This is a genomic window from Roseateles cavernae (assembly GCF_040187885.1).
Classification (GTDB): Bacteria; Pseudomonadota; Gammaproteobacteria; order Burkholderiales; family Burkholderiaceae_C; genus Roseateles_E; species Roseateles_E cavernae.
In genome coordinates this window covers 202,195-228,281 of the sequence record NZ_JBDPLH010000007.1, presented here as the reverse complement: position 1 = coordinate 228,281, position 26,087 = coordinate 202,195, and the positions used below count along the sequence as shown (strand labels likewise).

The following is a 26,087-nucleotide window of genomic DNA, read 5'->3' as shown; positions in this document are numbered from 1 at the left end:
AGGCCTAGATCAGCAACTGGTTGCGCCCGTCAAACAGTGCCTCCTGCGTCATCCTTTGCAGCTCCTGCAGCATGGCCGGCGACAGCTCGGCGGCGGGCGAGCCCTCATCCGGACCGCGCGTCGGCTCGGCCACCGCCGCGCCTAGCAGCGCGTCCTGGGCCGGCGTCAGCAACTCGGACAGCTGGGGCAGTGACGCCAGTGCCAGCACCGGCGACACATCGAGGCTAGGCAGGGATTGCGCCAGGCCGGCCGGCGGGTGCAGCGGCGGTGCGATGTCGAAGTCCAGCTCGATGGCCAACTCCGGCCGGGACGGGGTCTGAATCGGCTCGAACTTGGGCAGGGTCGGCAGCGGATCTAGCGGGCCCAGCCCGATGCCGCCCAGGTCCGGCCAGTCCTCGCTGGGCGCCGCGATGCGGCTCAGGCCCTGCTGCTGCAGCGCGCGACGCGCGTCCTCGCTGAGCGTGGCAATCGCCTGGGCGCTCAGCGAGCGCAGCTGGACATCGCTCATCGCGTCGACCTGGGCGGCGGTGATCGCGGCCGCCTGCGTGGTGCTGAGCACACCGATATCGGCGGGGCTCAGCGCGGCGAACTGCTGCGGCGCCAGGCCGTGGATCTGGTTTTCATGCAAGGCCTGGACCTGGCGGCCGCTGAGGGCCTCGATCTGCAGCGTGCTCATCGCATTGAGCTGGTCGACATCCAGCGCGCGCAGCTGGGCCGCGCTGAAGGCGGTGATCTGCTCGCTGCGCAGGGCCAGCAGATCGCTGTCGGAGAGCTGGCGCATGTCCTGGGTGCTGATGGCGGCGGTCTGCTGCGGGCTCAGCGCGCCGAGCTGGGCGGGGCTCAGCGCGTCGAACTGAGTGGGGCTCAGCGCTGCGATCACCTGCGTGCCCAGGGCCTGCAGCTGCGCCAGGCTCAGGCCTTGCAGCTGGTTGGCCGTCAGCGCCGCGCCCTGGGCCGCGCTCAGCGAACCCAGCTGCTCGGGCGTCAGCAGGGCCAGTGTCGACACCGGCAGCTCGCGCAGGGCCTGGGCCGAGAAGGCGCCGATCTGCTCGGGGCTCAGTACCTGCCACTGCTGGGCGTTCAAGGTCAGCACCTGGGCCGGGCTCAGCACGGCCAGCTGTTCGGCGTCCAGCGAGGCGATCACCGCGCTGCTGAGCATGCTCAGGCGGTAGGGGGTGATCGCGCCGAGCTGGCTGCCATAGAGATGATCGAACTGCTCGGGCGCCAGCGCCTGCAGCTGGGCCAGGCTGAGCCCGGCCAGGCTGGCATTGGACAGCGCGCCGATCTGCACCGGCGTCATCTGGGCCAGCTGGGCCGGCGCCAGCTCGCTGAGCTGGGTGGGGCTCAGCACGCTGATCTGGGCCACATTGAGGGCTCGCAAGGCCTCGGGCGACAAGGCGCGCAGATCGCTTTTGTCGAGTGCGGCGATCTGGGCTTCGCCGAGCGCGGCGATCTGGCCCGGCCGCAGCGCGGCGATCTGCTCGGGGCGCAGCGCCGCGATGCCGGCCGTGCCCAGCGCCGTCAGCTGGTCGGGCTGCAAGGCCTGCAGCTGCTGGCCCTGCAGCGCCAGCAGATGGCCGGCGGGCAGGGCGCGGATCTGCGCGGCGCTGAGCTCGCTCAGGCTGGCACCGGACAGGGACTGCCAGGCCTCGGTCGTCAGTGCGGCGATCTGGCTGCCGTCGAGCTGGGTCAGCTGGGCGCCGCTGAGGCCCTGGATCTGCTGGCTGTTCAGGGCCTGGATGGCGGCGCTGGACAGGGCCGCCGCCTGCTCGGGCTGCCAGGCCTGCAGGGTGGCGGCGCTCAGGCCGGCGATCTGGGCGCTGCCCAGCGCAGCGATCTGCTCGCTGCGCAGCGCGGGCAGGGCGCTGGTGGCGAAGTGTGCGATCTCGGCACTGCTGAGCGTGGCCAGCGCGGCCGGGCTCAGTGCCGCCACACCGTTCATGCCCAGGCCGGCACCCAGCGCAGCCAGCTGGGCCGTGCCCATCGGCGCGACCGCAGCCGCTGTCAGTACGGCGATCTGCTGGCTGCTGAGCTGGCCCAGGCGCTCGGCGCCCAGGGCCTGGAAGTCGGCGCCGTCCAGGGCCTGCAACTGCTGGCTGCCCAGCAGGGCCAGGCGTTCGGCGCTGAGGGCCTGCAGCGCGCTGCCGCTCAGCGCACCGATGGCACCGGCGCCCAGGGCCTTGAGCTGCTCGTCGCTGAGCTGGGCGATGGTGGCGCTGCCCAGCATCTGGGCCTGGGCCGCACCCAGGCCTTGCAGCTGGGCGGTGTCGAGCCGGGGCAGGCGGTCCTGCAGCGCCTTGATGTCGCTGGGCGCCAGCGCGGCGAGCTGGGCATGGCTGACGCCCGCCCACTGCTCGTCGCTGAGCCAGCCCAGCTGGCGCACGCTCAGGCCGTCGAAGGCCGCCGGCGGCAGGGCCTTGATATGGTCGGGGCTCAGCGCCTGGATCTGCGCGCTGCCCAACTGGCTCAGCTGTTGGGCACCGAGACCCAGCCATTGCGCGCTGCTGAGGGCCTGCAGCTGGGCCGGGCTCAGCGCCACCAGGTCGCCGGCCTCCAGACCGCGCAGCGCCTGGCTGCTCAGCGCGCCGAGCTGCTCGGTGCTGAACTGGACGATCTGGGCCGAGCTCAGCGTGTTCAGCCCGGCGGCGCTGAGTGCGCCGACCTGGGCCGTGCTGAGCCAGGCGATCTGCTGGCTGCCCATCACGCGCAGATCGGCCACGCTCAGCGCCGCGATGTCGCGGGTCTCGATGGCCTGCAGCTGGGCGCTGCCCAGCGACAGGAACTGGGCCGTGCTCAGGCCGGCGATCGCGTCGCTGCTGAGCGCGGCGATCTGCGCGGTGCTGAGCCGCTGCAGCTGCTCGTTGCTCAGCGCCTTGATCTGCCGGCCGCCGAAGCCGCCCCATTGCTCGTCGCTGAGCTGGGCCAGGGTCTGGGCGCTGAGGCCGCGCAGCTGGGTGGCGCTGAGGCCGGCCAGTTGCTGGTGGCCCAGGGCCTGCAGCTCGGCGCTGCTGAAACTCTCCAGCTGGGCCACGCTGAGCGCGCCCAGCTGGGTGCTGCCCAGCGCGCGGATCTGGTCTTCGTCGAGCGCCTGGATCTGCTGGCTGCTCATGGCCCGCAGCGCCTGGGTGCCCAGGGCCTGGATCTGGCCGCTGCTCAAGGCGCCCAGCTGGGCCTCGCTGAGCACCCGCGCGTCCGCCGTCGTCAGGCCGCGCAGCGCGGCCAGCGAGACGGCGCCGATCTGATCGGCGCCGAGCAGGCTCAGCTGCGCGCCGCTGAAGGCAGCGAACTGTGCGGCGTCCAGGCCGGCCAGCTGCTCGGGCCGCAGCGCCTGCATGTCCTCGATCGAGATCGCGGCCAGCTGCTTGGCGTTGAGCGCCTTGAACTGTTCGCTGCTGAGCGCCGCCAGCTGTTCCGAGCCCAGCGCGGCCACCTGGGCCGTACCGAGCGCGCGCAGCGCCGCCAGGCCCAGCTGGGCCAGGTGTTCGGGGCCCAGGGCCTGCAGCTGGGCAGGTGTCAGCGCGCCGATCTGCTGCGGTCCGAGTGCGGCCAGCTGCTCCTCATCCAAGGCCAGCAGCTGGGCGGGTGTCAGCTTGGCGATCTGGGCAGCGGTCAGCGCCAGCAGCTGGGGCTTGGACAGCGCGCGCAGCTCCTCGTCGCTGAACAGGCGCAGATGTTCGGGCTTGATCGCGGCGATCTGCTGCGGGCTCAGGGCGGCGATCTGGCCGTCGCTCAGCGCGGCCACGTCCTCGCTGCCCAGCGCGCCGATCTGGGCGACGCTGAGCACGCGCAGCTGGGTCTCGGTCAGCGCGGCAATCTGGGCCTCGCTGAGCGAGGCGAGCTGGGCACCGCTGAGCGCGCGCAGCGCCGCCGGGCTCAGCGTCGCCAGGATGTCGGTGCCCAGCGACTGCAGCTGACCGGCGCTCAAGCCACCGAGCTGGCGGCCGTTCAGGCCGGCCCACTGCTCCTCGCTCAGCGCCTGCAACTGGGCCGGGCCCAGTGCCGCGAACTGTGCGCTGCCCAGGCTGTTGAGCTGGCCCAGGCCCAGCGCGCGCAGGTCCTCGGTTTCCAGCGCCGCCAGCTGCGCGGGCTTGAGCACGGCCAGCTGGCTGTTGCTCAGGCCGGCGATCTGGGCCGTGCCCAGGCCCTGGATCTGCGCGGCGTTGAAGGACTGCAGGGCCAGCGGGCTCAGCATGCGCAGCTGGGTGCTGCTCAGCTCGGCCAGATGCTGGGGGCTCAGTGCGCCGATATGGGCGGGGGTCAGCGCGGTCAGGGCTGACGGGCTAAGGTGGCTGAAGTGTTCCGGGCTGAAGGCCTGCAGCTGGCTGCCGCTGAGACCTTGCAGATGCTTGACGCCCAGATGGCCGACCTGCTCGGGGCTCAGTGCCCGCAGCTGGCCGACGCTGAGGCTGGCGAACTGGACGCGCGAGAAGGCATTGAGCTGGACGCTGTCGAACTCGGCCAGCCGCTCCGGCCGTATCGTGGCGATCTGCTGGGGTGTCAGGCGCGCGATCAGCGCGGGTGTCCAGATCGACCCGGGGGTGCTGCTACTCATTTTTTCTCTCCCTTGGTCCTGGGACTCAAGTCCCGGCTCCATTTGTCCGATAAGCCTAAGTGGATCTGCGGCCGGCGGTCGCCGGAATAAGGCTGCGCTTCCGGTTCAGCGCCTGTTGTTTGTGCGTTGCTCCACCCTCTATTCGAGGCTGTCGCTGCGCGCGTGATCGGCGATGATGGTCGTCAACCCAGCCCACCTCCACCCGAGACCGATCAGACCATGCAGCACATGGCGGCCCCGCCCACGACAGGATTGATACTGACCGGCGGCGGTGCGCGCGCCGCCTACCAGGTCGGTGTGCTGGCGGCGCTGGCCCAGCTCAAGCGCGATGCCGGCGTCGTCGAGGGCAATCCCTTCAAGGTGATTGCCGGCACCTCGGCCGGCGCCATCAATGCCGCCACGCTGGCCTGCAATGCCGACGACTTCGATGGCGCGGTCGACGGGCTGACGCATCTGTGGCAGAACCTGCATGTCGAGCAGGTCTATGCGGCCGACTCCTTCGGCGTGATACGCACCGGCGCACGCTGGATGACGATGATGAGCCTGGGCTGGGCCTTGGCGCGCTGGAAGCGCTCGCGCCCGCGCAGCCTGCTGGACAATGCGCCGCTCGGAGCGCTGCTGCGCCGCTGGGTGCGCATGGAGCGGCTCGATGAGATGCTGGCGGCCGGCCATATGCACGCGCTGGCGATCAGCGGCTCCAGCTACACCTCGGGCCAGCATGTGACCTTCTACCAGACCCAGCTGCCGTTCGAGCCCTGGCTGCGCTCGCAGCGGGTGGCCGTCAAGACGCGGCTGTCGATCGAGCATCTGATGGCCTCGTCGGCCATCCCCTTCATCTTCCCGGCCGAGCTGCTGGACCTGGACGGCCGGCAGGAATGGTTCGGCGACGGTTCGATGCGCCAGAGCGCGCCGATCTCGCCGGCCGTGCATCTGGGCGCCGACCGGGTGCTGGTGATCGGCGCGGGCCGCATGCACGAGCCGCCGGGGGCGCGCCGCGAGGTGCTGGTCGAGGGCCACCCGAGCATGGCGCAGATCGCCGGCCATGCCTTGTCGAACATCTTTCTGGATGCGCTGGCGGTCGATGTCGAGCGCCTGCAACGCATCAACAACACGCTGGGTCTGCTGACGCCCGAGGCCCGCCGCGCGACGCCGCTGCGGCCGCTCGATGTGCTGGTGATCGCGCCGAGCCGGCGCCTCGATGATCTGGCGGCCGAGCACCAGGCCAGCCTGCCGCCGCCCATCAAGGCGCTGCTGCGCAGCGTCGGCGTGGCCGGCGAGGGCAAGGCCGCCAGCGGCTCGGCGCTGACCAGCTATCTGCTGTTCGAGCCCTCGTTCACCGGCGAGCTGATCATGCTGGGCATGGCCGACACGCTGGCGCGCCGCGCCGATGTGCAGCGCTTCTTCGGCTGGCCGGCCCAGGCGCCCAGCGTCGATCCGGCCGCGATGCGCAAGCGCCGCGCCGGTTTTGCCGAGACCCTCAGCCCGGCGTAGCCAGCGGCAGCAGCAATTCAGCGCGCAGGCCGCCCTCGGGGCGATTGATTAGCTGGAGGCTGCCGCCCTGGCGCTGCATCAGGTCGCGGGCGATATAAAGCCCCAGACCCATGCCGCCGGTGTCGCGGCTGCGCGAGCCCTCCAGGCGGTAGAAGGGCTGGAACACCGCCTCCAGCTGGGCCGATGGGATGCCGGGCCCCGAGTCGTCGATGCGGATGCAGACCTGGCGGCCCCGCGACTCGACCCGGATGTCGGCGCCGCCGCCATAGCGCAAGGCATTGCCCAGCAGATTGCCCAGCACCCGGCGCAGCGCCAGCGGGCGGGCCCGCGCGATGGCCGGCGCGGCGGTGTAGGCCACCGGGTGGCCCTGTTCGACCAGGTCATCGCTGAGCGCCTGCAGCAGCGCGTCGATATCGGTGTCCTGCAGCGGTTCGGCGGCCTGGGTCTGGCTGCGGAACAGTGCCAGCACCGTGTCGATCAGACCGTTCATCTCGCGGATATCGGCAACCGAGCGCTCGCGCAGCGCCGGTGCCGCGTCCATGGTTTCCAGCCGCATGCGCAGCCGCGTCAGCGGGGTGCGCAAGTCATGCGAGATCGCCGCCATCATCAGGCCGCGCTCGCTGAACTGGCGCTGCAGCTCGCGGGCCATGCGGTTGAAGACCCGCGCGGCTTCCCGCACCTCCTGGCTGCCGCTGTTTTCATCGAGTGCCGGCAGGGGCTCCTGGCCGCCCAGGGTCTCGCTCAGGGTCTGCGAGGCCTGCACCAGACGGCGCACCGGCGCGGCCACCCAGCGCGAGCCGAACCAGGCCGCGAGCGCGATCACCAGCAGGCGCACACCATAGTCCAGCAGCAGCGCGTCGGCGGGCAGGCCGGCCGCCTGCGGGGGCGGCTGGCCCGGGCCGTCGGGTGGTGGCGGGCCCGGCGGCGGCTCGCGCTGAGCCTGGGGCAGGCCGGGCGTGGGCGGCAGCGAGGGAAACACCGGCAGCCGGGCCGGCGTGCCGCGTTCGAAATGCAGCAGATGGACGGCCGCGAACGCGGCCAGGTGGCTGGCCACCAGGGCCGCCCACATCAGCAGGAACAGGCGCTTGGCCAGGGTGTCGGTGAACCAGCGCATGCTGCTCAGCCCAGCTTGGCGTCGAACAGATAGCCCTCGCCGCGCATCGTGCGTATCAGGCGCGGTTCGCGGGAGGAGTCGGCCAGCTTCTGGCGCAGCCGCGAGACGGTCAGGTCGATGCTGCGGTCATTGACCTCGACGCCCGGCGCGCGGGTCAGCTCGATCAGCTGCTCGCGGCTGAGCACCCGGCCGGGCCGCTCGACAAAGGCCGACAGCAGCCGGTACTCGGCGCTGGACAGGGCCACCACCACCTCGGCCGGCGAGACCAGCTGGCGCAGCAGCCGGTCGAAGCGCCAGCCCTCGAAGCGAAGCTCGCGCGGCGGCTCGGCGCTGGACGCTTGCTGGCGTTCGCCCGGCTGGACGCGCCGGCGTATCGCATGGATGCGGGCCACCAGCTCGCGCGGCTCGAAGGGCTTGGGCAGGTAGTCGTCGGCCCCCATCTCCAGGCCCAGCACGCGGCTGATCGGGTCGCCCTGGGCGGTCAGCATCACGATGGCCGTGCCGGGGTGCTGGGCGCGCAGCCACCGGCACAGCGACAGCCCGTTCTCGTCGGGCAGCATCAGGTCCAGCACGACGACATCGAAGGCCTGGGCGCCGACCCGGCGGCGCATCTCGGCGCCGTCGGCCGCAGCGGCCACCTGCATGCCGAAGCGCTGCAGAAAATCCTGCAGCGCGCTGCGGATCTCGCCGTCGTCATCCACCACCAGGCAGCGGATCGCGCTGGCGTTCATAAAGCCTTCCCTCGGTGCATCGGCGCACGATACACCAGCGCTCAAGCGGCGATGCCCACGCTCAGGCTGGCGCTGTAGCCGGCCGCGACGCTGCCACCCATCGTTGCGAGCTGGGTGCTCACGCCGTCGCTGAAGACGTTGTCGCTGGCAAAGCTGATCGCGGCCAGGTTGCGGATGCTGGCGCTGTAGGCGGCCACGCTGTTGTAGACGCTGCTGCAGACCTCGGTCGGGAAGGCGATCTGCGAGGTCTTGAGCTTGTTGCTGTAGGCGCTGGCACTGTTGACGCTGCGGAACACCTCGAAATGCATATGGGGCATGCGGCCGGCGTAGCAGCCGGGCACGATGGTGGTGAAGCTGACCGTGCCGTCGCTGCCGGTTTCCTGCACACCGCGCAGATAGTTTTCGGCCGTGATGCCGCTGGAGTACATCGAGTAGCGGCCTTCGGCGTCGCAGTGCCACAGATAGATCGCATAGCCGGCCAGGTCGGCACAGCCGCCGTTGGTGTTGAGCAGCTTCAGCGTGAGGGTCAGCGGCACGCCCGCTGCGCTACCGCTGGCGCCGGCGATGCTGCTGCGGATATCGCTGCGCACGATGCCGCTGAGGGCCAGGGCATTGGCGATGCCGCCACCCGCGCTGTTGGAGCCATCGCCGGGGTAGGGGCCGGCGGTCTCCTCGGGGATGACCGAGCAGCTGCCGGTGGTCGTGCCGCTTGTTGTTCCGGCGCCTGTTGTTGTGCCGCTGCTGGTCGCGGTGGCGGCGCTGTCCTCGCTGCCACCGCCTCCGCAGCCGAGCAGCATCAGACCGCCGGCACCGGCCAGCAAACCGAGCGCGCGGCGGCGCTGCGCCTGTTGTGACTGAAGGCGGGCCAGGTCATGGGCCAGGCCATGGTCGTGACTGTCGTGGCTGGTGGCTTTGTGCATGCAGGCTCCTGTTGGGGTGGACATCGGGGCGCTGATCGCCCGGTGTCTGCATTGGAGCCGCCGGCCTTGTCGGCAAGATAGGCAGATTGTGTCGGGCCTGACACATCAGCCGGGAGCCCGCTCCTCGTAGGGCAGGCCCTGTACCCGGAGTCCCTGGGCCGAGAGCCTGCGCGCCAGCGCCGCGCCGATGCCGCGCACCCGGCGCTGCAGATCGGCCCAGTCCTTGAACGGGGCCTGGGTCCGCGCGGCCAGCAAGCGCTCGGCCAGCGCCGGGCCGATGCCGGCCAGCGATTCGAGCTCGGCCTGGCTGGCGCTGTTGAGCTCCAGCGGCGCGGGCTCGGCAGCGGCCAGCACCGGCAGCGCCGCGAGGAGCCCCAGGAGCTGGCGACGCCGCATCATCATTGTCGTGCTCAGTCGCCGATCTGCGCCTGCACCATCGCGGCATACGCGCCGCCCCGGGCCAGCAGCTCGGCATGGCTGCCGCTCTCGATCACCCGGCCGGCACCCAGCACATGGATGGCATCGGCCGAGCGCACGGTGGACAGGCGGTGGGCGATCACGATCAGGGTCTTGCGGCCCTGCCATTGATCGAGCGCCTGCTGCACCGCGCGTTCGCTCTCGGTGTCCAGCGCCGAGGTGGCTTCGTCGAAGACCCAGATCGGCGCGTCCTTGTAGAGCGCGCGGGCGATCGCCAGGCGCTGGCGCTGGCCGCCGGACAGCATGCTGCCGTTGGCACCGATCGGACTGTCCAGCCCCAGCGGCAGGCTTTGCACAAAGTCCCACAGATGGGCAGCGCGCAAGGCCTGCTCCAGGCGTACCGGGTCGCGCGGCTGGGCATAGGCGATGTTGTCGGCCACCGAGGCGTCGAACAGCACGATGTCCTGCGAGACCACCGCGAACTGGCGGCGCAGATTGGCCTTCTTGAGGGTCTGGATGTCGACGCCGTCCAGCAAGACGGTGCCGCCATCGGGTCGGCCGAAGCCCAGGAGCAGATGGATGATGGAGCTCTTGCCCGCTCCCGAGGCGCCGACCAGCGCGGTGGTGCGTCCGGCCGGAATCGGCAGATCGAGCCCGTCCAGCGCGGCCCGCTCGGCCCCCGGGTATTGCAGCCGCACCTGCTCCAGGCGCAGCTCGCCCCGCACCGGCAACGCCAGCTCCCGCTGGCCCTGGTCGGGCTCGGACGGCAGGTCCAGCAGCTGCATGCAGCCCCGCGCGATCACGCGGGCATTGGTGATCGGCGTGGCCAGGTCGCTGAGATGGCGCAGCCGCGAGACCAGCAGCAGCAGCGCGGTGATATAGGCCGCGAAATCGGCCGCCGAGGCATGCTGGCTGCGCGCCTGCAGCAGGGCCAGGCTGACGATGATGGACAGGCCGACGCTGGCCACCAGCTGCGACAGCGGCGAGCTCAGCGCACCGGCCGCGACCTGCTTGAGGCTGTTGCGGCGCACCTGCTGGGCGATCTCGGCGAAGCGTTCTCGCTCGTGCTCGGCGGCGTCGAAGCTGCGCACCACGCGCCAGGCCCGGGTCAGGTCGTCGACCTTGGCGGAGAGCTGCATCTGGGCGTCGTAGCTCAGATTGCCCATCGCGTGGACGCGCCGGCTGACCTGCTTGACCACCACGGCCATCAGCGGCAGCGTGACCAGGGACAGCAGGGTCAGCTGCCAGTTCAGGAAGAACAGATAGCCCAGCATCGCGACGGTCGGCAGGCCGTCGCGCAGCAGGGTGGTCAGCACACCGCCCAGCAGGCTCAGGGCCTGCTGCGGGTCATTGACCACCTTGGTCACGACCGTACCGGGCTGCAGGCTGTTGTAGACGCTGGCGTCGGCGCGCAGCATCGCGTTCATCAGAGTCTGGCGCAGGTCCATCACGCTGCGCAGCACGGTCCAGTTCAGCAGGTACTGGCCGGCAAAGCTGGCCGCGCCGCGCAGCGCGAACAGACCGATCAGCACCAGCGGAATCCACCAGATCGAGAAGGTCTGCTGCTCGAAGCCCTTGCCGAACACCACCCGCAGCAGCTCCGGAATCAGCGGCTCGGTGGAGGCCGCCGCCAGGTAGGCGACAAAGGTCAGCAGCACGCCCAGACGATAGGGTTTGACATAGGCCAGCAGGCGGCGCAGCGTCGGGTCCATCTTCATGTCGAGGCCTTCGCGGCACGCCGCAGCCAGTAGTGCAGCCGGCAGGCGCGCCAGAGCCAGCCGCGCGCCAGATAGGCGCGCAGCAGGGCCGCAGCGCTCAGCGGCGAGTTGCCCTGGAACTGCTGCAGGCAGCGCGCCAGCGCCGCCCCGTCCGCATGGCGGGCCATGAAGCGGGCCGCGCTGACGAAGCCGCGTCCGGCATAGTTCGCCAGCGCAAAACGCGCTGCCGTGCCGATCGGCGGCTGCTGGGCGTCCAGCCGGGCCGGCAGGCCGGCCAGGGCCTGCATCATGTCGTCGATCTTGCGGGGGCTCAGCGTGGCGAGAATGCTGCCGCCGCGCTGGCGGTAGCCGACCCAGACGCGCGGCGCATAGACATAGCTGGTGGCGCGCAGCGCCAGGGCCGGGGTGGTGTACATGTCTTCGTAGTAGCGGCCGACGGGGAAGCGCAGATCATCGCCCCACAGCGCGCGTCGCGAGATTTTGCTCCAGCTGTGCAGCTGACCCAGCGCGAACAGGCCTTGCAGCAGGGCCGAGCGGTCGCTCAGCAGCCGGTCGCCCGGGCCGTCGAAGCTGCGGCGGTGCAACTCGCCGCGCCAGACATGCTTGCGCTTCATGCGCTCGCGCAGGGTCCGGAAGTCGCACAGCACCAGGTCGGGGGCATGGCCCTGCACGATGGCCGCCAGGTCCGCGATCGCGCCCGGCATCAGCTCGTCGTCGGAATCCAGGAACCACAGATACTCGCCGCGGCTGGCTTCGAGCAGGGTGTTGCGCGCGGCGCTCAGGCCGCTGTTGCGCTGGTGGCGCAGCAGGGTCAGCCGGCCCGGGTTCTTCTCGGCCAGGGTCTGCATCAGCGCGGCCGAGCCATCGGTCGAGACATCGTCGAGCAGCAGGATCTCGACGCCGGCATCAGCCTGCGACAGCACCGAGGCCAGGCAGGCGCGCAGCCAGGCCTCGACGTTGTAGACCGGGATCAGCAGGCTCAGCCAGGGCCGGGCTTCGGTGGGCGGGCTCATGCCGTCGGCGCGGCTTTTCTTTGCGCGCGCTTGAAGCGGCGCTGCGCGTTGAGACGGCGCAGCGCCAGGCTCAAGCGGGTCAGCCAGTCGGGGCGTTGCTGGCTGACGACGCTGTGCAGCACCAGGCGCGCCGTGCTGCGCCGCGACCCCAGGCCGTAGAGCTTGACCAGCTTGGCCTCGTCCAGGGCGGGGTTGAGTTCGGGGTTGTTCTTGTACAGATCGCCGCCCAGCGGTCGGGTGTGCTTGACCGGCGTGGCGTCGATGATGGCGACGGCCGCGTCGCGGCCGCGCGAGACCAGGCTGGGCCAGACCCAGTCGAGGCCCCAGCCGCTGCGGCTTTGCGAGAAGGTGGGCAGGCAGACACGCAGCGCATGCCGGTCAAACAGCGGCGCCATCACCTCGACAAAATCGACATGGCGCAGGATGTAGGCGGGGTTTTGCAGCACTGCCTTCCAGCTGTAGTAGGAGTCGGCAGTCAAGGCCGGCTGCGCCAGCGCCAGCGCATGGCCATGGAACAGCGCGAACATGCGGTTCAAGGTCTCGGTGCCTGCGGCCAGGTCGTCATCGGGAAACCAGAAGGCGTCGTATTGCTCCAGCAATTGCGGGTGGGCTTGCAGCAGCTCGGCAATGCAGGGCCATTTGGGACCGGGGCGGTGCTCGTAGTAGTCGGCGCTGTCCTGGTGCAGGCCGGGCTGCTTGCCGTAGTAGCTGACGAAGATGTCGAAGTCGCGGTTGGGCTGGGCGATCCAGCCGGGGTGCAGGGAGCCGTCGCCGGCCCGCAGCACGACGAGATTCTTGCGGCGCAGGGGCGGTGTCGCACTCATGCCTGCGGCTCCAGCAGCTGGTTTGCGGTCTTCAGCGCGGCGGCAACGATCTGGTCCATGTTGTAGTAGCGATACTGGGCCAGGCGGCCGACGAAGCTGACCTTGGGCAGCGAATCGGCCAGGGCCTGGTAGCGCTTGTAGAGCGTCTCGTTCTCGGGCCTGGGGATCGGATAGAAGGGGTCGCCCTCGGCCTGAGGATACTCACGCACGATCGAGGTGCCGGCGGCATGCTGACCGGTCAGATGCTTGAACTCGGTGATGCGGGTGTAGTCGTGCTCGTTCGGGTAGTTGACCGTGCCGACCTCCTGAAACTGCGCCACATCGGGCAGGTGCTGGTGATCAAAGCGCAGGCTGCGGTAGGGCAGGCGGCCGTAGCAGTGATCGAAGTAGGCGTCGATCGGGCCGGTGTAGATCAGATGCTGGGCATCGCTGTCGGCCTTGATGCGACGGAAGTCGGTCGCCAGCTCGATGCTGATCAGCGGGTGGTCCAGCATGCGCTCGAACATCGCCGTATAGCCCTGGGCGGGCATCAGCTGGTAGGTGTCGCTGAAGTAGCGGTCATCGTCGTCGCAACGGGTCGGAATCCGGGCGGCGACACCGGCCGACAGCTCGGCCAGGTCCAGCCCCCACTGCTTCCTGGTATAGCCGCGGAAGAATTTGTCGCACAGGTCGCGGCCCACCGAGTTCAGCACCACGTCCTCGCTGGTCTGCAGCGGCTCGCGCGGTTCGCGCACGCTGTCCAGATAGGCCTGTACCTCGTCGCCGCTCAGGCTCAGGCCATAGAGCCGGTTGATGGTGGTCCGGTTGATCGGGATCGGCAGCAGTTGCTGCTCCACCTGGGCGAGCACCCGGTGCTCGTAGAAGCGCCACTCGGTGAAGCGCGACAACCAGGCCAGCACCGCCTTGCTGTTGGTATGGAAGATGTGCGGGCCATAGGGATGGATCAGCAGGCCCTGGGCATCGCGGGTGTCGTGGGCGTTGCCGCCGATATGGGGGCGCTGGTCGATCAGGCGCACGCGCTTGCCGGCATCGGCCAGCACGCGGGCACAGACCGAGCCGGCAAAGCCGGCGCCGACGATCAGATAGTCAAACTGGGGCATGGGAACTTCTTGCTTCAGCGAACGTTCAATTCTGGAAAGGGATCCGGCAGCGCCTGCAGCGCCCGGTTGGCGCGGGTATTGCCGCGGCTGTAATGCCATTGTGTGCGACCCTTGCGCCAGCGCCGCGACCACCAGGCGCCGAACTCGCGGCTGCCTATGCTGGAGGTGGTGGCCTCGTCGGTCTGGCCGGCCGGGTAGGGTGTGAGGCCGAACAGGCGCAGATCCGCTTCCCACCAGTGGCGCAGGTCGACGTCGATGGGCCGGAAGAACGGCCGGCGGCTGCGCAGCAGTTTCAGGGCACCGTCGCGGCTGACCAGGTAGGCACAGGTCAGGCTGGGTGCGCGCTGGTAGCGGACCAGCTCGGCGGCACAGCCCGGCAGGGGCCAGCTTTGCAGCACCGACTCGGGCTCGCGACCGATCAGCTTGATCATGTCCCAGTGCGGCGGCAGGGCCGCCACGGCTCGCAGCGTGGCAGGCAGCTCCGGGCGCAGCTCGGCATCGTCCTCCAGCACCAGCGCATGGGGCGCGCCGCTGTCCACCAGGCGCTGCCAGACCTGCAGATGGCTGGCGTAGCAACCGATCTCGCCGGGCGCCATGGCTTGGTGGAAGCGGGCGCGGTTGAGTGCCGGGCTGTACAGCCTGGCCCGCTCTTCGGCGGACAGGTCCCGACCGTAGACGGCCGGCGTGACCTCGAAGGGCAGCGCCAGGCGCTGCAGCTGGGCTTGCATCACGGCCAGCCTGCGCGTGTCGCGGGGCAGATTGATCAGGTAGACAGGGCAGCTCATTGCTCGCGGGCCAATCGGTTGAACAGGTCTTCGTACTGGTTCGTCATGCCGGCGAGGCTGTGCTCGGCCAAGGCGGCATGGCGACCGCGTTCGGCCAGCGCGGCGGCGGCCTGGGGCTCGCGCAGCAACTCGGCCAGCACATCGGCCAGGGCTCGGGCATCGCGATGCGGCACCAGGCGGCCGGTGTCGCCGTCGCGCAGCAATTCCTGCACGCCCGGTACGGCCGTGCCGACCACGGCGCAGCCGGCCGCCATGCCCTCGACCAGGGACAGGGGCATGCCCTCGTAGTGGGTGGAGAGCACCGCGATCTGGTGCTGCATCAGCAGCTCGGGCAGTCCGGCTTGGAAGCCGAGGAACTGCACCTGCTGCTGCAGGCCCAGGCTTTGCGTCAGCGCCCGGGCGGCGCGCAGATGCCGCTCGCCGCCGCCGCCGGCCAGCAGCAGCGGTGGCCTGAGGCCTTGCTCGCGCAGCAGGGCCAGGGCCTGCAGCAGGGTGGCGTGGTCCTTCTGGCCGGCAAATCGGGCGGCCATCACCAGACCCGGCACGCGCCGGGCATAGGGATGGCGCTCGGCGTCGGCAAACGGTTCCAGCCGTATGCCATTCGAGATCGCCAGGGTCTTGTCCGCCGGCATGCCCAGCGCCAGCAGGCTGTGCCGCACGCCCTCCGAGCAGCCGACGATGGCATCGCTGCGCCGCGCCAGCCAGCGGGCTTGCAGCAGGCGCCAGCGGCTGTAGCGCTCGCGCGAGTTGTGCTCGACATGCACCAGATGGGGCACGCCCGCCAGCAGCCCGGCCCAGCGCCCCAGCAGGTGCTCGGGGAAGCCGTGGGCGACCAGCACATCGGGGCGGAAGCGGCGGCAGAGCTGCTGCAGGCGCCAGATCGTGGCCGCATGGCTCCAGCCCGGCACGAGTTCGATCGGCAGGCCTTGCTGCTGCAGTGCGGCGATGCGCTGCGGGTCGGTCTGGCGTTTTTTGCGCAGCACCAGCAGGGGCTCGCTGCGGCCGCTGGCCTGGGCCGCCCGCACCAGGTCGAGCGCCACCTGGGTGGCGCCGGAGAAGCCGCCGGTGACGAAGTGCAGAACCTTGGGTGGCGGGCTCATTCGCGCCAGTGATCCGCGATCCAGGGCGCCGGCTTGGCGCGGCGCCAGTTGCCGTTGCTGCGGCCGGCCAGCGCGTCGGGCGGGTTCATCACGCCGTGGAAGATCAGGATGCGGGCGCCCTTGGGAACCATGGGTGCGCGCCAGTAATTGCTGGGCCAGCGCGGGATGCAGTGGTATTTGTAGCTGGCGCACCAGGCCGCGTCCCAGTAGGTCAGCAAGCCTTTGGCCTGCATCTCGTTGGACAGATAGGCCTGCTCGTTGCGCACCTGGGCGCGGATGCTCTCGAACTCGCGGCGGAACTTGGCCAGCACATCGGCATGCGCACCGAGCGTGAAGCGATACACCGAGGAGTTGCCGGTGATGCGCCAGGGGCGTTTCCAGTCATGGATGATTAGGAACTCGCCGGGCACCTCGAAGAAGGGCGTGATGTCGTCGACGATGACGACATCGAGATCGAGGAACAGCGCCGTGCCCTTGAGGCCGTGCAGATCCGCCTCGAAGGTGGTCAGCTTGGTCCAGCCGCGCTCGGGAATGCCGGGCGGCAGGGCCAGGTCGGGGATGGGCAGGCACTGGACCTCGGCGCGGATGCCCTCGCTGCGGTCGGTCAGGCAGACGAAACGGAACTCGCCGCGCAGATGGCGGCGCACCATCGCATACAGACGGTTGACGTACTCGGGGCCGTACTTGCTGCCCCATTTCATGCAGAGGATGACGCGGTCGCTCGCCATGGTGTCTTTAGAGTTCTTCCACGTGGCGTGGCGGGTAGGTGTCCCAGTTCAGGCAGCCCGGGCATTGCCAGAAATAGTGCTGGGCCTCGAAGCCGCAGGCGGCGCAGCGATAGCGCTGCAGCGGCCGGCTGGCGCGGTCCAGCGCGGCGGCCATCAGCGGAGCTTCCTCCTCGCTGAGCTGGGCCTTGCTCTGGGTCAGCAGCATGCGGGCGGCGCTGAGGCTGGGCTCGGCGCGCAGATGGGTCACCAGGCGCTGGCGCTGGGCGGCGGCGGCCGGCTCCAGCTTGGCGATGGCCAGCAGCAGATGCATGCCGGGCGCGCGCTGGTACTGGGCCAGCAGCGTGGCCAGCGCCGGCTCGGTCGCGCCGATGGCCAGGGCCGCGTCCGCATAGTCGCCGGCCACCAGATTGAAGGCCTCGGGCTTGGCGCTCAGCAACTGGGCATAGGCGGCCATGGCCTGCTCGGGCTGACCGCGCCGGGCCAGCATCTGGCCGGCCAGCACATGGGCGCGGGCGGCCTGCGGCGCGGTCTTGCGGGCCTGGGCCAGCAGCTCCTGCGCCTCGCCGTGCTCGTTGCGGGCCTGGGCTTCCAGCGCCTGCTCGCAGAGATAGTTGGCGATGCGGGCCGCGAACGAGGCGGTGCCGCCTTGCTCCAGATGGCGGGCTACCTCGGCAGCCTTGCGCCATTCGCGCGAGCGCTCGTACAGCGACAGCAGGGCCAGCTCGGCCTCGGTCTCGAAGGCGGTGCCGCGCAGCGCGGCAAAAGCCTCCTCGGCACGGTCGAACAAGCCGGCCTTGAAGAAGTCCTGGGCCAGCGCATGCTGGGCGCGGTCGCGCTCGGCGCGCGGCAGGTCTCCGCGCTGCAGCAGATGCTGGTGCACCCGCACCGCGCGCTCGTACTCGCCGCGGCGGCGGAACAGATTGCCCAGCGCGAAGTGCAGCTCGGAGGTGTCGGGATCGTTCTGCACCGCCTCGATGAAGGCGTCGATGGCCTTGTCCTGCTGCTCGTTGAGCAGCAGATTCAGGCCCTTGAAGTAGGCCTTGGGGGCATCGCGCTGCTCACGCTTCCACTGCCGCGCATCGAGCTTGGAGGCCAGCCAGCCGAGGCCGAAGGCCACCGGCAGCGCGAACAGCAGCCAGCGCAGATCAAAGTCCATCGCGCACGCCGCTGGGGGTCTGAACTTCGGTGGACGTGGGAGCGTCGGAAACGGCCGGTGCGATGTCGCCGCCGCGCTGTGCGACGCGGCGGTGCTTCCACCAGGCCGGCACCATGGCCAGCACGCCTAAAGCGGCGCCGCAGCCGAAGGCCAGCAGCACGATGATGACCATCGGTGCGCGCCACTCGTGGCCGAAGAACCAGCGCACGGTGGCCTCCTGGCTGTTGTTCAGCGCGAAGGCGAAGAGGGCGAAGAAGATGAAGGCCCGGAAGAGCCAGACGAAGATACGCATCGAGGCAGATTCTAGGGGGCGGCGGTCGTGGCGCTCAGGCGTGAATCTCGCTGCCCTTGTCGTCGAGCACCGGCAGCTGTTCGTCGACCGACTCGCGCAGGGCCTTGCCCGGTTTGAAATGAGGCACCAGCTTCTCGGGGATCAGCACCTGCTCGCCGCTGCGCGGATTGCGGCCCATGCGGGGCGGGCGGCGGTTGATCGAGAAGCTGCCGAAACCGCGGATCTCGATGCGGTGGCCCTTGGCCAGCGCGTCGGACATCGCGTCCAGAATGGTCTTGACCGCGAACTCGGTGTCGCGCTGGGTGAGCTGGCCAAAGCGCTCGGCCAGATGGGCAACAAGATCGGATCGGGTCATGACGTGAAAATTCTTGTGATTGGAATTGAAACAGGCTCGCCCTCGAAAGAGTGGCGAGCCTGCGGCATCACCGGCAAGGCCCTAGGCTACCAGAGCCCGGGCCCTTGCGAGCAATGATTAGTTGCCTTGATTGTCCAGCTTGGCGCGCAGCAGAGCGCCCAGGCTGGTCGTGCCGGCGTTCTCACGCTCGGACGTGGCGGACAGACGCTGCATCGCCTCTTGGCTGTCTGCATTGTCCTTGGCCTTGATCGACAGCTGGATGTTGCGGGTCTTGCGGTCGATGTTGACGACGATGGAGGTGACTTCGTCGCCTTCCTTCAGCACGTTGCGGGCGTCTTCCACGCGATCGCGGGAGATTTCCGAAGCGCGCAGATAACCCAGCACGCCATCGGCCAGTTCGATCTCGGCGCCACGCGCGTCGACCGTCTTGACCTTGCCGGTCACCGACATGCCGCGGTCATTGACCGTGGTGTAGGCGGTGAAGGGGTCGCTGTCCAGCTGCTTGATGCCCAGCGAGATGCGCTCGCGCTCGACGTCCACGGCCAGCACGACGGCTTCGACTTCCTGGCCCTTCTTGAAGTTGCGCACGGCAGCTTCGCCGGTCTCGTCCCAGGACAGGTCGGACAGGTGCACCAGGCCGTCGATGCCTTGAGCCAGGCCGACGAACACGCCGAAGTCGGTGATCGACTTGACCGGGCCCTTGACCTTGTCGCCGCGCTTGACGTTCTCGGCGAACTCTTCCCAAGGATTGGCCTTGCACTGCTTCATGCCCAGCGAGATGCGACGCTTGTCTTCGTCGATCTCCAGCACCATGACTTCGACCTCGTCGCCCAGCGAGACGATCTTCGACGGTGCGACGTTCTTGTTGGTCCAGTCCATTTCGGAGACGTGCACCAGGCCTTCGATGCCCGGCTCGATCTCGACGAAGGCGCCGTAGTCGGCGATGTTAGTGACCTTGCCGAACAGGCGGGTGCTGGTCGGGTAGCGGCGAGCAACGCCGAACCACGGGTCATCGCCCAGCTGCTTCAGGCCCAGCGAGACGCGGTTCTTCTCGGCGTCGAACTTCAGGACCTTGGCGGTCAGTTCCTGGCCAACCGTCACGACTTCTGACGGGTGACGGACACGGCGCCATGCCATGTCGGTGATGTGCAGCAGGCCGTCGATACCGCCCAGGTCCACGAAGGCACCGTATTCGGTGATGTTCTTGACCACGCCGTTGACGATCGCGCCTTCGGACAGGGTTTCCAGCAGCTTGGCACGCTCTTCGCCCATCGAAGCCTCGACCACAGCGCGGCGCGACAACACGACGTTGTTGCGCTTGCGGTCCAGCTTGATGACCTTGAACTCCATGGTCTTGCCTTCGTACGGGCTCATGTCCTTGACCGGACGGGTGTCCAGCAGGGAGCCCGGCAGGAAGGCGCGGATGCCGTTGACCAGCACGGTCAGGCCGCCCTTGACCTTGCCCGACACGGTACCGGTCACGAAGTCGCCCGACTCCAGTGCGGTTTCCAGGCTCAGCCACGAGGCCAGGCGCTTGGCCTTGTCGCGCGACAGGATGGTGTCGCCGTAGCCGTTTTCGATGGCGTCGATGGCGACGGACACGAAGTCACCGACTTGAACTTCCAGTTCGCCCTGGTCGTTCTTGAATTCTTCGATAGGCACGTAGGCTTCGGACTTCAGGCCTGCGTTGACGACGACGAAGCTGTGCTCGACGCGAACGACTTCAGCGGAGATCACTTCGCCGGCGCGCATGTCGGACTTCTGCAGCGACTCTTCGAACATTGCTGCGAAGGAGTCCATGCCGGAAGCGGTTTGGGTTTGGGACATTCTGGTTTCCTGTGCGTCGACCAAGGCGTTTGGTCCAGGCGCGGTGGGTGCAAGACGGGCTTGCGGGTTAGGTTGTAGACATCGCCGCCCTCGATGAACTGGCGTTCGGAGGGAAGGGCGGCGGGCCCTGGCTTCTCAGGCCTGGACCGTCTCCCACTCAACGCTGGGTTTGAAACGGCCGGCGCTCTTCCCACCAAGCCAGCACCTGATCCCTTGATTGCTCAATGGTCTGGGCCGAGTTGTCGAGGCTTTGCGCGTCTGCGGCGGGCTTCAAAGGCGAGGCGCTGCGATTGCTGTCGCGAGCGTCCCGTGCTTCCAAATCCGCACGCAAGCCCGCGATATTAGCCGAAATACCCTTGGAAATCAATTGCTTATGGCGGCGCTCGGCGCGCGTCTGGGCGCTGGCGGTCAGGAATACCTTCAGCGCGGCGTCCGGAAACACGGCCGAGCCCATATCGCGACCATCGGCCACCAGGCCGGGCAGCTGGCGGAAATCGAGCTGCAGCTGGTTCAGCGCGGCGCGCACCTCGGCATGGACCGCCACCCGGGAAGCCATCAGGCCGACGGCTTCGGCACGCAAGAGCTCGCTAATGTCCTTATCACCCAGATAGGCCCGGCCTTTGCGGAAGCGCAGATCGAGGCCCGAGGCCAGCGCGGCGACGGCCGGACCATCGTCCAGATCGATGCCGGCACGCGAGGCGGCCAGGCCGGCGGCGCGGTACAGCGCGCCCGAATCCAGCACGATATAGCCCAGAGCATGGGCGACCTCATCGGCCAGCGTGCCCTTGCCGGACGCGGTCGGGCCATCGATGGTCAGCACCGGGATGTCGTCGGCGCGGGCCTGCACCAGTTCGAACAGGGTCTCGAAATAGTCGGGGAAGGTCTTGGCCACGCAGTGCGGTTCGAGAATGCGCACCGGCAGCGCGGGCTCGGCGACCAGCGCGTTGAAGGCAGCCAAGGAGAAGCACATCGCGACCCGGTGGTCGTCATAAGTGTGGATGGCGGCCGGCTGCCAGACCTTGGGCGGCTGCACACGCAGCCAGTCCGGGCCTTCGTCGACCTCGGCGCCGAGCTTGCGCAACTCGATGGCCATCGCGGCCAGGCGGTCGGTCTCCTTGACGCGCCAGGAGGCGATATTGCGCAGGGTGCTGGGGCCGTCGGCGTACAGCGCCATCACTGCCAGTGTCATCGCCGCGTCGGGGATGTGGTTGCAGTCCAGGTCCAGCGCCTTCAAAGGCCAGGCGCCACGCCTGACTTCGAGCCAGTTGGGCCCGGACTCGACCAGGGCGCCCATGGCCCGGGCGGCCTCGACAAAGCGCACATCGCCCTGCAGCGAGGCCGAGCCCACGCCTTCGATGCGGACCGGCGCTTCAAACGCTGCGATCGCACCCAGCGCGACAAAGTAGGAGGCCGACGAGGCATCGCCCTCGACATGGGCCTCGCCCGGCGAGCGGTAGCGGCTGCCGGCCGGTATCGTGAAACGCTGCCAGCCTTCGCGCCGCACCTCGATGCCGAAGCGCTTGAGCAGTTCGAGCGTGATGTGGATATAAGGCTTGGAGATCAGTTCGCCAATGACTTCGATCTGCACCTCCTGCTCGGCCACCAGGGGCAGGGCCAGCAGCAGCGCGGTCAGGAACTGGCTGGAGACATCGCCGCGCACGCGCACCGGCTCGCTCAGGCGCAGGCTCGATGGGCCGCGCAAGCGCAGCGGCGGATAGCCCGGCTGGCCCAGGCAGTCGATCTCGCAGCCCAGGCCGCGCAGCGCATCGACCAGATCACCGATAGGCCGCTCATGCATGCGCGGCACGCCGCTGAGCTCGAACTCGCCACCCTGGGTGGCGGCCAGCAGGGCCAGCGCGGCGGTCAGCGGCCGCATCGCGGTGCCGGCATTGCCCAGGAAGAGCTTGGCCTGCTGGGTGCCCAGACGGGCGCCGATGCCGGTGAGCTTGAGCGGGCCACCGTCGACCTGCTCCAGCGTGCAGCCCAATTCCTTCAGCGCGGCCAGCATCACGGCGGTGTCGTCGGAGTCCAGCAGGTCGTGGACCAGCGTCGTGCCCTCTGACAGGCCGGCCAGCAGCAGCACCCGGTTGGAGATGCTTTTGGAGCCCGGCAGGCGCACGGTACCGGCGGCGCTGCGCAGCGGCGGCAGGTCGAGGAAGGGAATCTTGAACATGGAAAAAGGGCGAATCAGTTGTCTTTGCGCGTGGTGGCGCGTGGCGCATTCATATGCCAATTGGCGCGGGCCTCGGCGATCAGGCGGATGCGGGCCTCAAGCGCGGCGGCATCGCCGCTGTGGATCATCGCTTCCAGTGCGTCGAGCGCCTGCCGGAACAGGCGCGACTGCGCCAGCAACTCGCCCTTGTTGGCCATCAGGATGTCGCGCCAGACCGCCGGCTCGCTGGCGGCGATGCGGGTGAAGTCGCGAAAGCCCGGGCCGGCCAGGCTCAGATAGTCGCGCCCGGCGGGCTGGCTGGCCACCGCCTGGAAAAAGGCGAAGGCCAGCAGATGCGGCAGGTGGCTGACGGCGGCAAAAGCAGCGTCATGGTTCTCCGGCGTCATCTTCAACACCTGGGAGCCCAGGGCCGACCAGATGTCGGTGGCCTTCTGCACCAGGCCGGCATCGGTCTCGGGGAGCGGCGTCAGGATGACCTGGCGGCCCTGGTAGAGCGCGGCGTCGGCGTTCTGCACGCCGCCCGACTCCTTGCCGGCGATCGGGTGGGCCGGCACAAAGGCGGGCAGCTTGTCGCCCAGCGCGCGTCGTGCCGCCTCGGCCACATCGCATTTGGTCGAGCCGACATCCATGAACAGCACCTTGCGTTCGACCAGATGGCGCACCGCGCGCAGGCTGGCTTCGGTGGCCGCCACCGGCACGGCCAGCAGCACGATGTCCGAGCCGGCCACCGCCTGCAGCGCCGACTCGGCCACCATATCGATGACGCCCAGGCGCTTGGCTGTTTCAGTGGTCGACGGCGACTTGCTGTAGCCGACGATGCGCTTGACCAGGCCGGCCTTCTTCATCGCCAGCGCGAACGAGCCGCCCATCAGGCCGCAGCCGATCACGCCCAGTTGTTTGTACATCTCAGTGTGAATCCAGCGGGTAAGTGCCCAGCAGTTTGAAGAAGGCGCAGGCCTCGCGCAACTCGCGCAGCGCCTGGGCCACATGAGGCTGGTCGGGGTGGCCTTGCAGATCGATGTAGAAGTAGTACTCCCACTGGCCCGAGCGGGCCGGCCGCGACTCGAAGCGCGTCATCGAGACGCCGCGTTCCTTCAGCGGCACCAGCATGTCATGCACCGCGCCGGGCTTGTTGGTCACCGAGACCACCAGGCTGATGCAGTCGTTGCCCGAGGCTTTCGGCGCCGGGTGCCGGTCCGGGTGAGTGACGATGGCAAAGCGGGTGCGGTTGTGGGCATCGTCCTGGATGGCGGGGGCCACCAGATGCAGGCCGTACTCGCTGCCGGCGCGCTCGCTGGCGATGCCGGCCAGGCGCTTGTCCAGCGAGGCCAGGCGCGCGCCCTCGGCATTGCTGGACACCGGGCGGCGCTCGGCATGCGGCAGATGGGTGGACAGCCAGCCATGGCACTGGGCCAGGGCCTGGGGGTGGGCGCAGACGGCCTGGATGTCGTCCAGAGAGTTTTCGCGCCGCAGCAGGTTGTGGCGCACGAACAGGCTGGTCTCGCCGATGATGAACAGCGGCGTGGTCAGAAAGAGGTCCAGCGAGCGCGCGACCACACCCTCGGTCGAGTTCTCGACCGGTACGACGCCGAAGTCGGCGGCGCCGGCGGTGGTGGTGCGGAACACCTCGTCGATGCTGGTGCAGGGCACTTGCACGATGGAGCTGCCGAAGAAGCCCAGCGCGGCCTGCTCGCTGAAGGTGCCGGCCGGGCCCAGATAGGCGACGCGGGTCGGCGTCTCGAGCGCGCGGCAGGCCGACATGATCTCGCGCCAGATCGGCGCGACACTGTCGCTCATCAAAGGGCCGGGGTTGTGCGACTTCAGGCCGCTGATGACCTGGGCCTCGCGCTCGGGGCGGAAGACCACCGAGCCTTCCTTCTTCTTCAGCTCGCCGACCTCGGAGGCCAGCGTGGCGCGGCGGTTCAGCAGCTGCAGCAGTTGCTGGTCGACCGCGTCGATCTGATCGCGCAGTTTCAGCAGTTCGGGATCGGCACCGGGATTGCTGCCGGGTTGGGGGCTATCAGCCATGGCTTGTCTCAAAGTCCTTCAGATACGTGACCAGCGCCTGCACGCCTTCCAGCGGCATGGCGTTGTAAATGGATGCACGCATGCCGCCCACCGACTTGTGGCCTTTGAGTTGCAGCAGCCCGCGCTCCCTGGCACCGGCCAGGAAGGCGTCGTTCAGGCGCTCGGTGTTGTATTCACCGCGCAGATAGAACGGAATATTCATGCGCGAGCGGCAGTCGGCCGCGACGCGGTTTTCAAACAGGCCCGAGCCGTCCAGCGCGCCGTAGAGCAGATTGGCCTTGTCGATATTGCGCTGCTCGATCGCGGCCAGGCCAGTCTTGCCGGCATGGCTGAATGTCTTCAGCCACTGGAACACCAGGCCCGCGACATAGATCGCGAAGGTCGGCGGCGTGTTGAACATCGACTGCGCATCAGCCACGATTTTGTAGTCGAAGGCCGAGGGGCAGGCCGGCAGCGCATGGCCCAGCAGGTCCTCGCGCACATAGACCAGGGTCACGCCGGCCGGGCCGATATTCTTCTGCGCGCCGCCAAAGGCCAGGCCCAGCTTGGACCAGTCGATGGCGCGCGAGAGCTGATGCGAGGACACATCGGCCACCAGCGGCGCGTCGCTGCCCATGGCCTTGATGTCGGGCAGGGTGTGGAACTCGGTGCCGTCTATGGTCTCGTTGCTGCAGATATGGACATAGGCCGCATCCTTGCGCAGCCGCCAGTCGCCCGGCAGCGCGGTGTAGCCGGTCGCTGCACCGTCGGCGGCGATCTGCACGTCGGCGTAGCGGCGGGCCTCCTCGGCGCTCTTCTTCGACCAGGAGCCGCTGACCACCACGTCCACTTTGCCGCCGCGTGAGAGGTTCAACGGCACGATCGCGTTCTCGGCCAGGCCACCGCCCTGCATGAACAGGATGCGGAAGTTGGCCGGCACCTGCAGCAGCTCGCGCAGGTCGGACTCGGCGCGCTCGGCAATCGAGACGAACTCGCGGCCGCGATGACTCATCTCCATCACGCTCATGCCCGAACCCTGCCAGTCCAGCATCTCCGCCGCCACCTGGCGCAACACCTCTTCGGGCAGGGCGGCGGGGCCGGCGGAGAAATTGAACGGGCGCTGGGTCATGGGTCGTGGCGGCTGAGCTCGTGAGACGGGTGTTGCTTACTTCTTCGCGGGGCTGGCGGCAGGCGCCGGCGGGGGGCTGATGCCCAGCTGCTTGGCCACGTTCTGCTCCAGCGTCTTGAGCCGGGTCTCGACCGTGCCGCGGGTCTCGGCGACCAGCTTTTCGGTCAGCGCTTTTTGCATCTCGGCGCCCATCTGGTTGTACTTCTTGTTGACCGGCGATTCGAACCAGGCCACCAACTGCTTGAGCTCCTCTTCGGTGAAGCGCTCTTCCAGCATCGCACCGACGGTGGACGGCGCCAGCTTGATGGCGCGGTCGCGCATCAGGCCGCCGGTTTCGTCGACAAACTTCTTGATGTCGGTATCGATGGCCTTGATGGTAGCTTCGCGCTTTTCCGGCGGCACTTGCTGCAGGGCCTGGCTGGCGCCCTGCATCAGCTGGGTGACGGGGCGCTGCAGCAGGCTGCGCCCCAGGGTCTCGAAGCCGGGCTGTTGCAGTTGCAGCAGCTTGGCCACCAGTTCCTTCTTGGCGGGGCTGCTGCTGGCGGCAGCCGGTGCGGGCTGGGCTGCCGGCGCTGCCTGGGCCAGCACGTTCTGGGCGGAGGCGGCCAGCAGTGCGGCGGCGGCGAGAGTTTTCAGGGACTGAGAGTTCAAAACA

General features: G+C 69.0%; 22 protein-coding genes. 1 reads left to right on the top strand and 21 read right to left on the bottom strand.

Annotated elements, in window-relative coordinates:
- Window positions 1–4 precede the first annotated feature (4 nt).
- Window positions 5–4,552, bottom strand: coding sequence for a hypothetical protein (locus ABGI63_RS18780; protein WP_349743903.1), 4,548 nt, complete (start codon window positions 4,550–4,552; stop codon window positions 5–7).
- 228 nt (window positions 4,553–4,780) lie between these two features.
- On the opposite strand from ABGI63_RS18780, the gene ABGI63_RS18775 reads away from it, so the two are divergent.
- The gene (locus ABGI63_RS18775) at window positions 4,781–6,043 is read left to right on the top strand and encodes a patatin-like phospholipase family protein (RefSeq protein WP_349743916.1); all 1,263 of its coding nucleotides are present in this window, start codon (window positions 4,781–4,783) and stop codon (window positions 6,041–6,043) included.
- On the opposite strand, the gene ABGI63_RS18770 is transcribed toward ABGI63_RS18775, so the two are convergent.
- The 20 genes from ABGI63_RS18770 to ABGI63_RS18675 form a co-directional block, all read right to left on the bottom strand.
- Window positions 6,030–7,157: an ATP-binding protein gene (locus tag ABGI63_RS18770; RefSeq protein ID WP_349743902.1), complete on the bottom strand. Its 1,128-nt coding sequence runs from the start codon at window positions 7,155–7,157 to the stop codon at window positions 6,030–6,032. The two genes, ABGI63_RS18775 and ABGI63_RS18770, sit on opposite strands and share 14 nt — an antisense overlap.
- Before the next feature lie 5 nt (window positions 7,158–7,162).
- On the bottom strand, window positions 7,163–7,888 hold the full coding sequence (locus ABGI63_RS18765; RefSeq protein WP_349743901.1) for a response regulator: 726 nt from the start codon (window positions 7,886–7,888) through the stop codon (window positions 7,163–7,165).
- 41 nt (window positions 7,889–7,929) lie between these two features.
- Entirely contained in the window at window positions 7,930–8,808 is an 879-nt protein-coding gene (locus ABGI63_RS18760; protein WP_349743899.1) for a dioxygenase family protein, read from the bottom strand.
- 105 nt (window positions 8,809–8,913) lie between these two features.
- A complete protein-coding gene (locus ABGI63_RS18755; RefSeq protein WP_349743897.1) occupies window positions 8,914–9,210 on the bottom strand; it encodes a ComEA family DNA-binding protein in 297 nt (98 codons plus the stop codon).
- A gap of 8 nt (window positions 9,211–9,218) precedes the next feature.
- Window positions 9,219–10,943 carry an ABC transporter transmembrane domain-containing protein gene (locus ABGI63_RS18750; RefSeq protein WP_137940831.1) on the bottom strand — a complete coding sequence of 575 codons (1,725 nt, stop codon included), beginning with the start codon at window positions 10,941–10,943 and terminating at the stop codon, window positions 9,219–9,221.
- Window positions 10,940–11,956 carry a glycosyltransferase family 2 protein gene (locus ABGI63_RS18745; protein ID WP_349743896.1) on the bottom strand — a complete coding sequence of 339 codons (1,017 nt, stop codon included), beginning with the start codon at window positions 11,954–11,956 and terminating at the stop codon, window positions 10,940–10,942. The genes ABGI63_RS18750 and ABGI63_RS18745 overlap by 4 nt, the downstream gene beginning before the upstream one ends.
- The gene (locus tag ABGI63_RS18740) at window positions 11,953–12,780 is read right to left on the bottom strand and encodes a hypothetical protein (protein ID WP_137940829.1); all 828 of its coding nucleotides are present in this window, start codon (window positions 12,778–12,780) and stop codon (window positions 11,953–11,955) included. Before ABGI63_RS18740 ends, ABGI63_RS18745 begins: the two co-directional genes overlap by 4 nt.
- Window positions 12,777–13,880, bottom strand: coding sequence for a UDP-galactopyranose mutase (glf, locus tag ABGI63_RS18735; protein ID WP_349743895.1), 1,104 nt, complete (start codon window positions 13,878–13,880; stop codon window positions 12,777–12,779). Before glf ends, ABGI63_RS18740 begins: the two co-directional genes overlap by 4 nt.
- A gap of 14 nt (window positions 13,881–13,894) precedes the next feature.
- A complete protein-coding gene (locus ABGI63_RS18730; protein ID WP_349743893.1) occupies window positions 13,895–14,665 on the bottom strand; it encodes a glycosyltransferase family 25 protein in 771 nt (256 codons plus the stop codon).
- The gene (locus ABGI63_RS18725; protein WP_349743892.1) at window positions 14,662–15,765 is read right to left on the bottom strand and encodes a glycosyltransferase; all 1,104 of its coding nucleotides are present in this window, start codon (window positions 15,763–15,765) and stop codon (window positions 14,662–14,664) included. The genes ABGI63_RS18730 and ABGI63_RS18725 overlap by 4 nt, the downstream gene beginning before the upstream one ends.
- Window positions 15,762–16,493 (bottom strand): glycosyltransferase, encoded by a 732-nt coding sequence (locus ABGI63_RS18720; RefSeq protein ID WP_349743891.1) that lies wholly within the window; start codon window positions 16,491–16,493, stop codon window positions 15,762–15,764. The genes ABGI63_RS18725 and ABGI63_RS18720 overlap by 4 nt, the downstream gene beginning before the upstream one ends.
- 7 nt (window positions 16,494–16,500) lie before the next feature.
- Entirely contained in the window at window positions 16,501–17,649 is a 1,149-nt protein-coding gene (gene lapB, locus ABGI63_RS18715) for a lipopolysaccharide assembly protein LapB (RefSeq protein WP_137940824.1), read from the bottom strand.
- A complete protein-coding gene (locus tag ABGI63_RS18710; RefSeq protein ID WP_349743890.1) occupies window positions 17,639–17,941 on the bottom strand; it encodes a LapA family protein in 303 nt (100 codons plus the stop codon). Before ABGI63_RS18710 ends, lapB begins: the two co-directional genes overlap by 11 nt.
- A 34-nt stretch (window positions 17,942–17,975) precedes the next feature.
- Window positions 17,976–18,296 carry an integration host factor subunit beta gene (locus ABGI63_RS18705; RefSeq protein ID WP_137940822.1) on the bottom strand — a complete coding sequence of 107 codons (321 nt, stop codon included), beginning with the start codon at window positions 18,294–18,296 and terminating at the stop codon, window positions 17,976–17,978.
- Between the two features lie 117 nt (window positions 18,297–18,413).
- Window positions 18,414–20,123, bottom strand: coding sequence for a 30S ribosomal protein S1 (rpsA, locus tag ABGI63_RS18700; RefSeq protein WP_137940821.1), 1,710 nt, complete (start codon window positions 20,121–20,123; stop codon window positions 18,414–18,416).
- Window positions 20,124–20,280: 157 nt separating this feature from the next.
- Window positions 20,281–22,296 carry a bifunctional 3-phosphoshikimate 1-carboxyvinyltransferase/cytidylate kinase gene (locus ABGI63_RS18695; RefSeq protein WP_349743889.1) on the bottom strand — a complete coding sequence of 672 codons (2,016 nt, stop codon included), beginning with the start codon at window positions 22,294–22,296 and terminating at the stop codon, window positions 20,281–20,283.
- Between the two features lie 14 nt (window positions 22,297–22,310).
- Complete coding sequence (locus tag ABGI63_RS18690) at window positions 22,311–23,201, bottom strand: prephenate dehydrogenase (RefSeq protein WP_349743888.1); 891 nt, start codon at window positions 23,199–23,201, stop codon at window positions 22,311–22,313.
- A gap of 1 nt (window position 23,202) precedes the next feature.
- On the bottom strand, window positions 23,203–24,324 hold the full coding sequence (gene pheA, locus ABGI63_RS18685; protein WP_349743887.1) for a prephenate dehydratase: 1,122 nt from the start codon (window positions 24,322–24,324) through the stop codon (window positions 23,203–23,205).
- Window positions 24,317–25,432, bottom strand: a complete 1,116-nt coding sequence (serC, locus tag ABGI63_RS18680) for a 3-phosphoserine/phosphohydroxythreonine transaminase (protein WP_349743885.1) — start codon at window positions 25,430–25,432, stop codon at window positions 24,317–24,319. The genes pheA and serC overlap by 8 nt, the downstream gene beginning before the upstream one ends.
- A gap of 36 nt (window positions 25,433–25,468) precedes the next feature.
- Entirely contained in the window at window positions 25,469–26,083 is a 615-nt protein-coding gene (locus tag ABGI63_RS18675) for a DUF2059 domain-containing protein (protein ID WP_349743883.1), read from the bottom strand.
- Window positions 26,084–26,087: the final 4 nt, after the last annotated feature.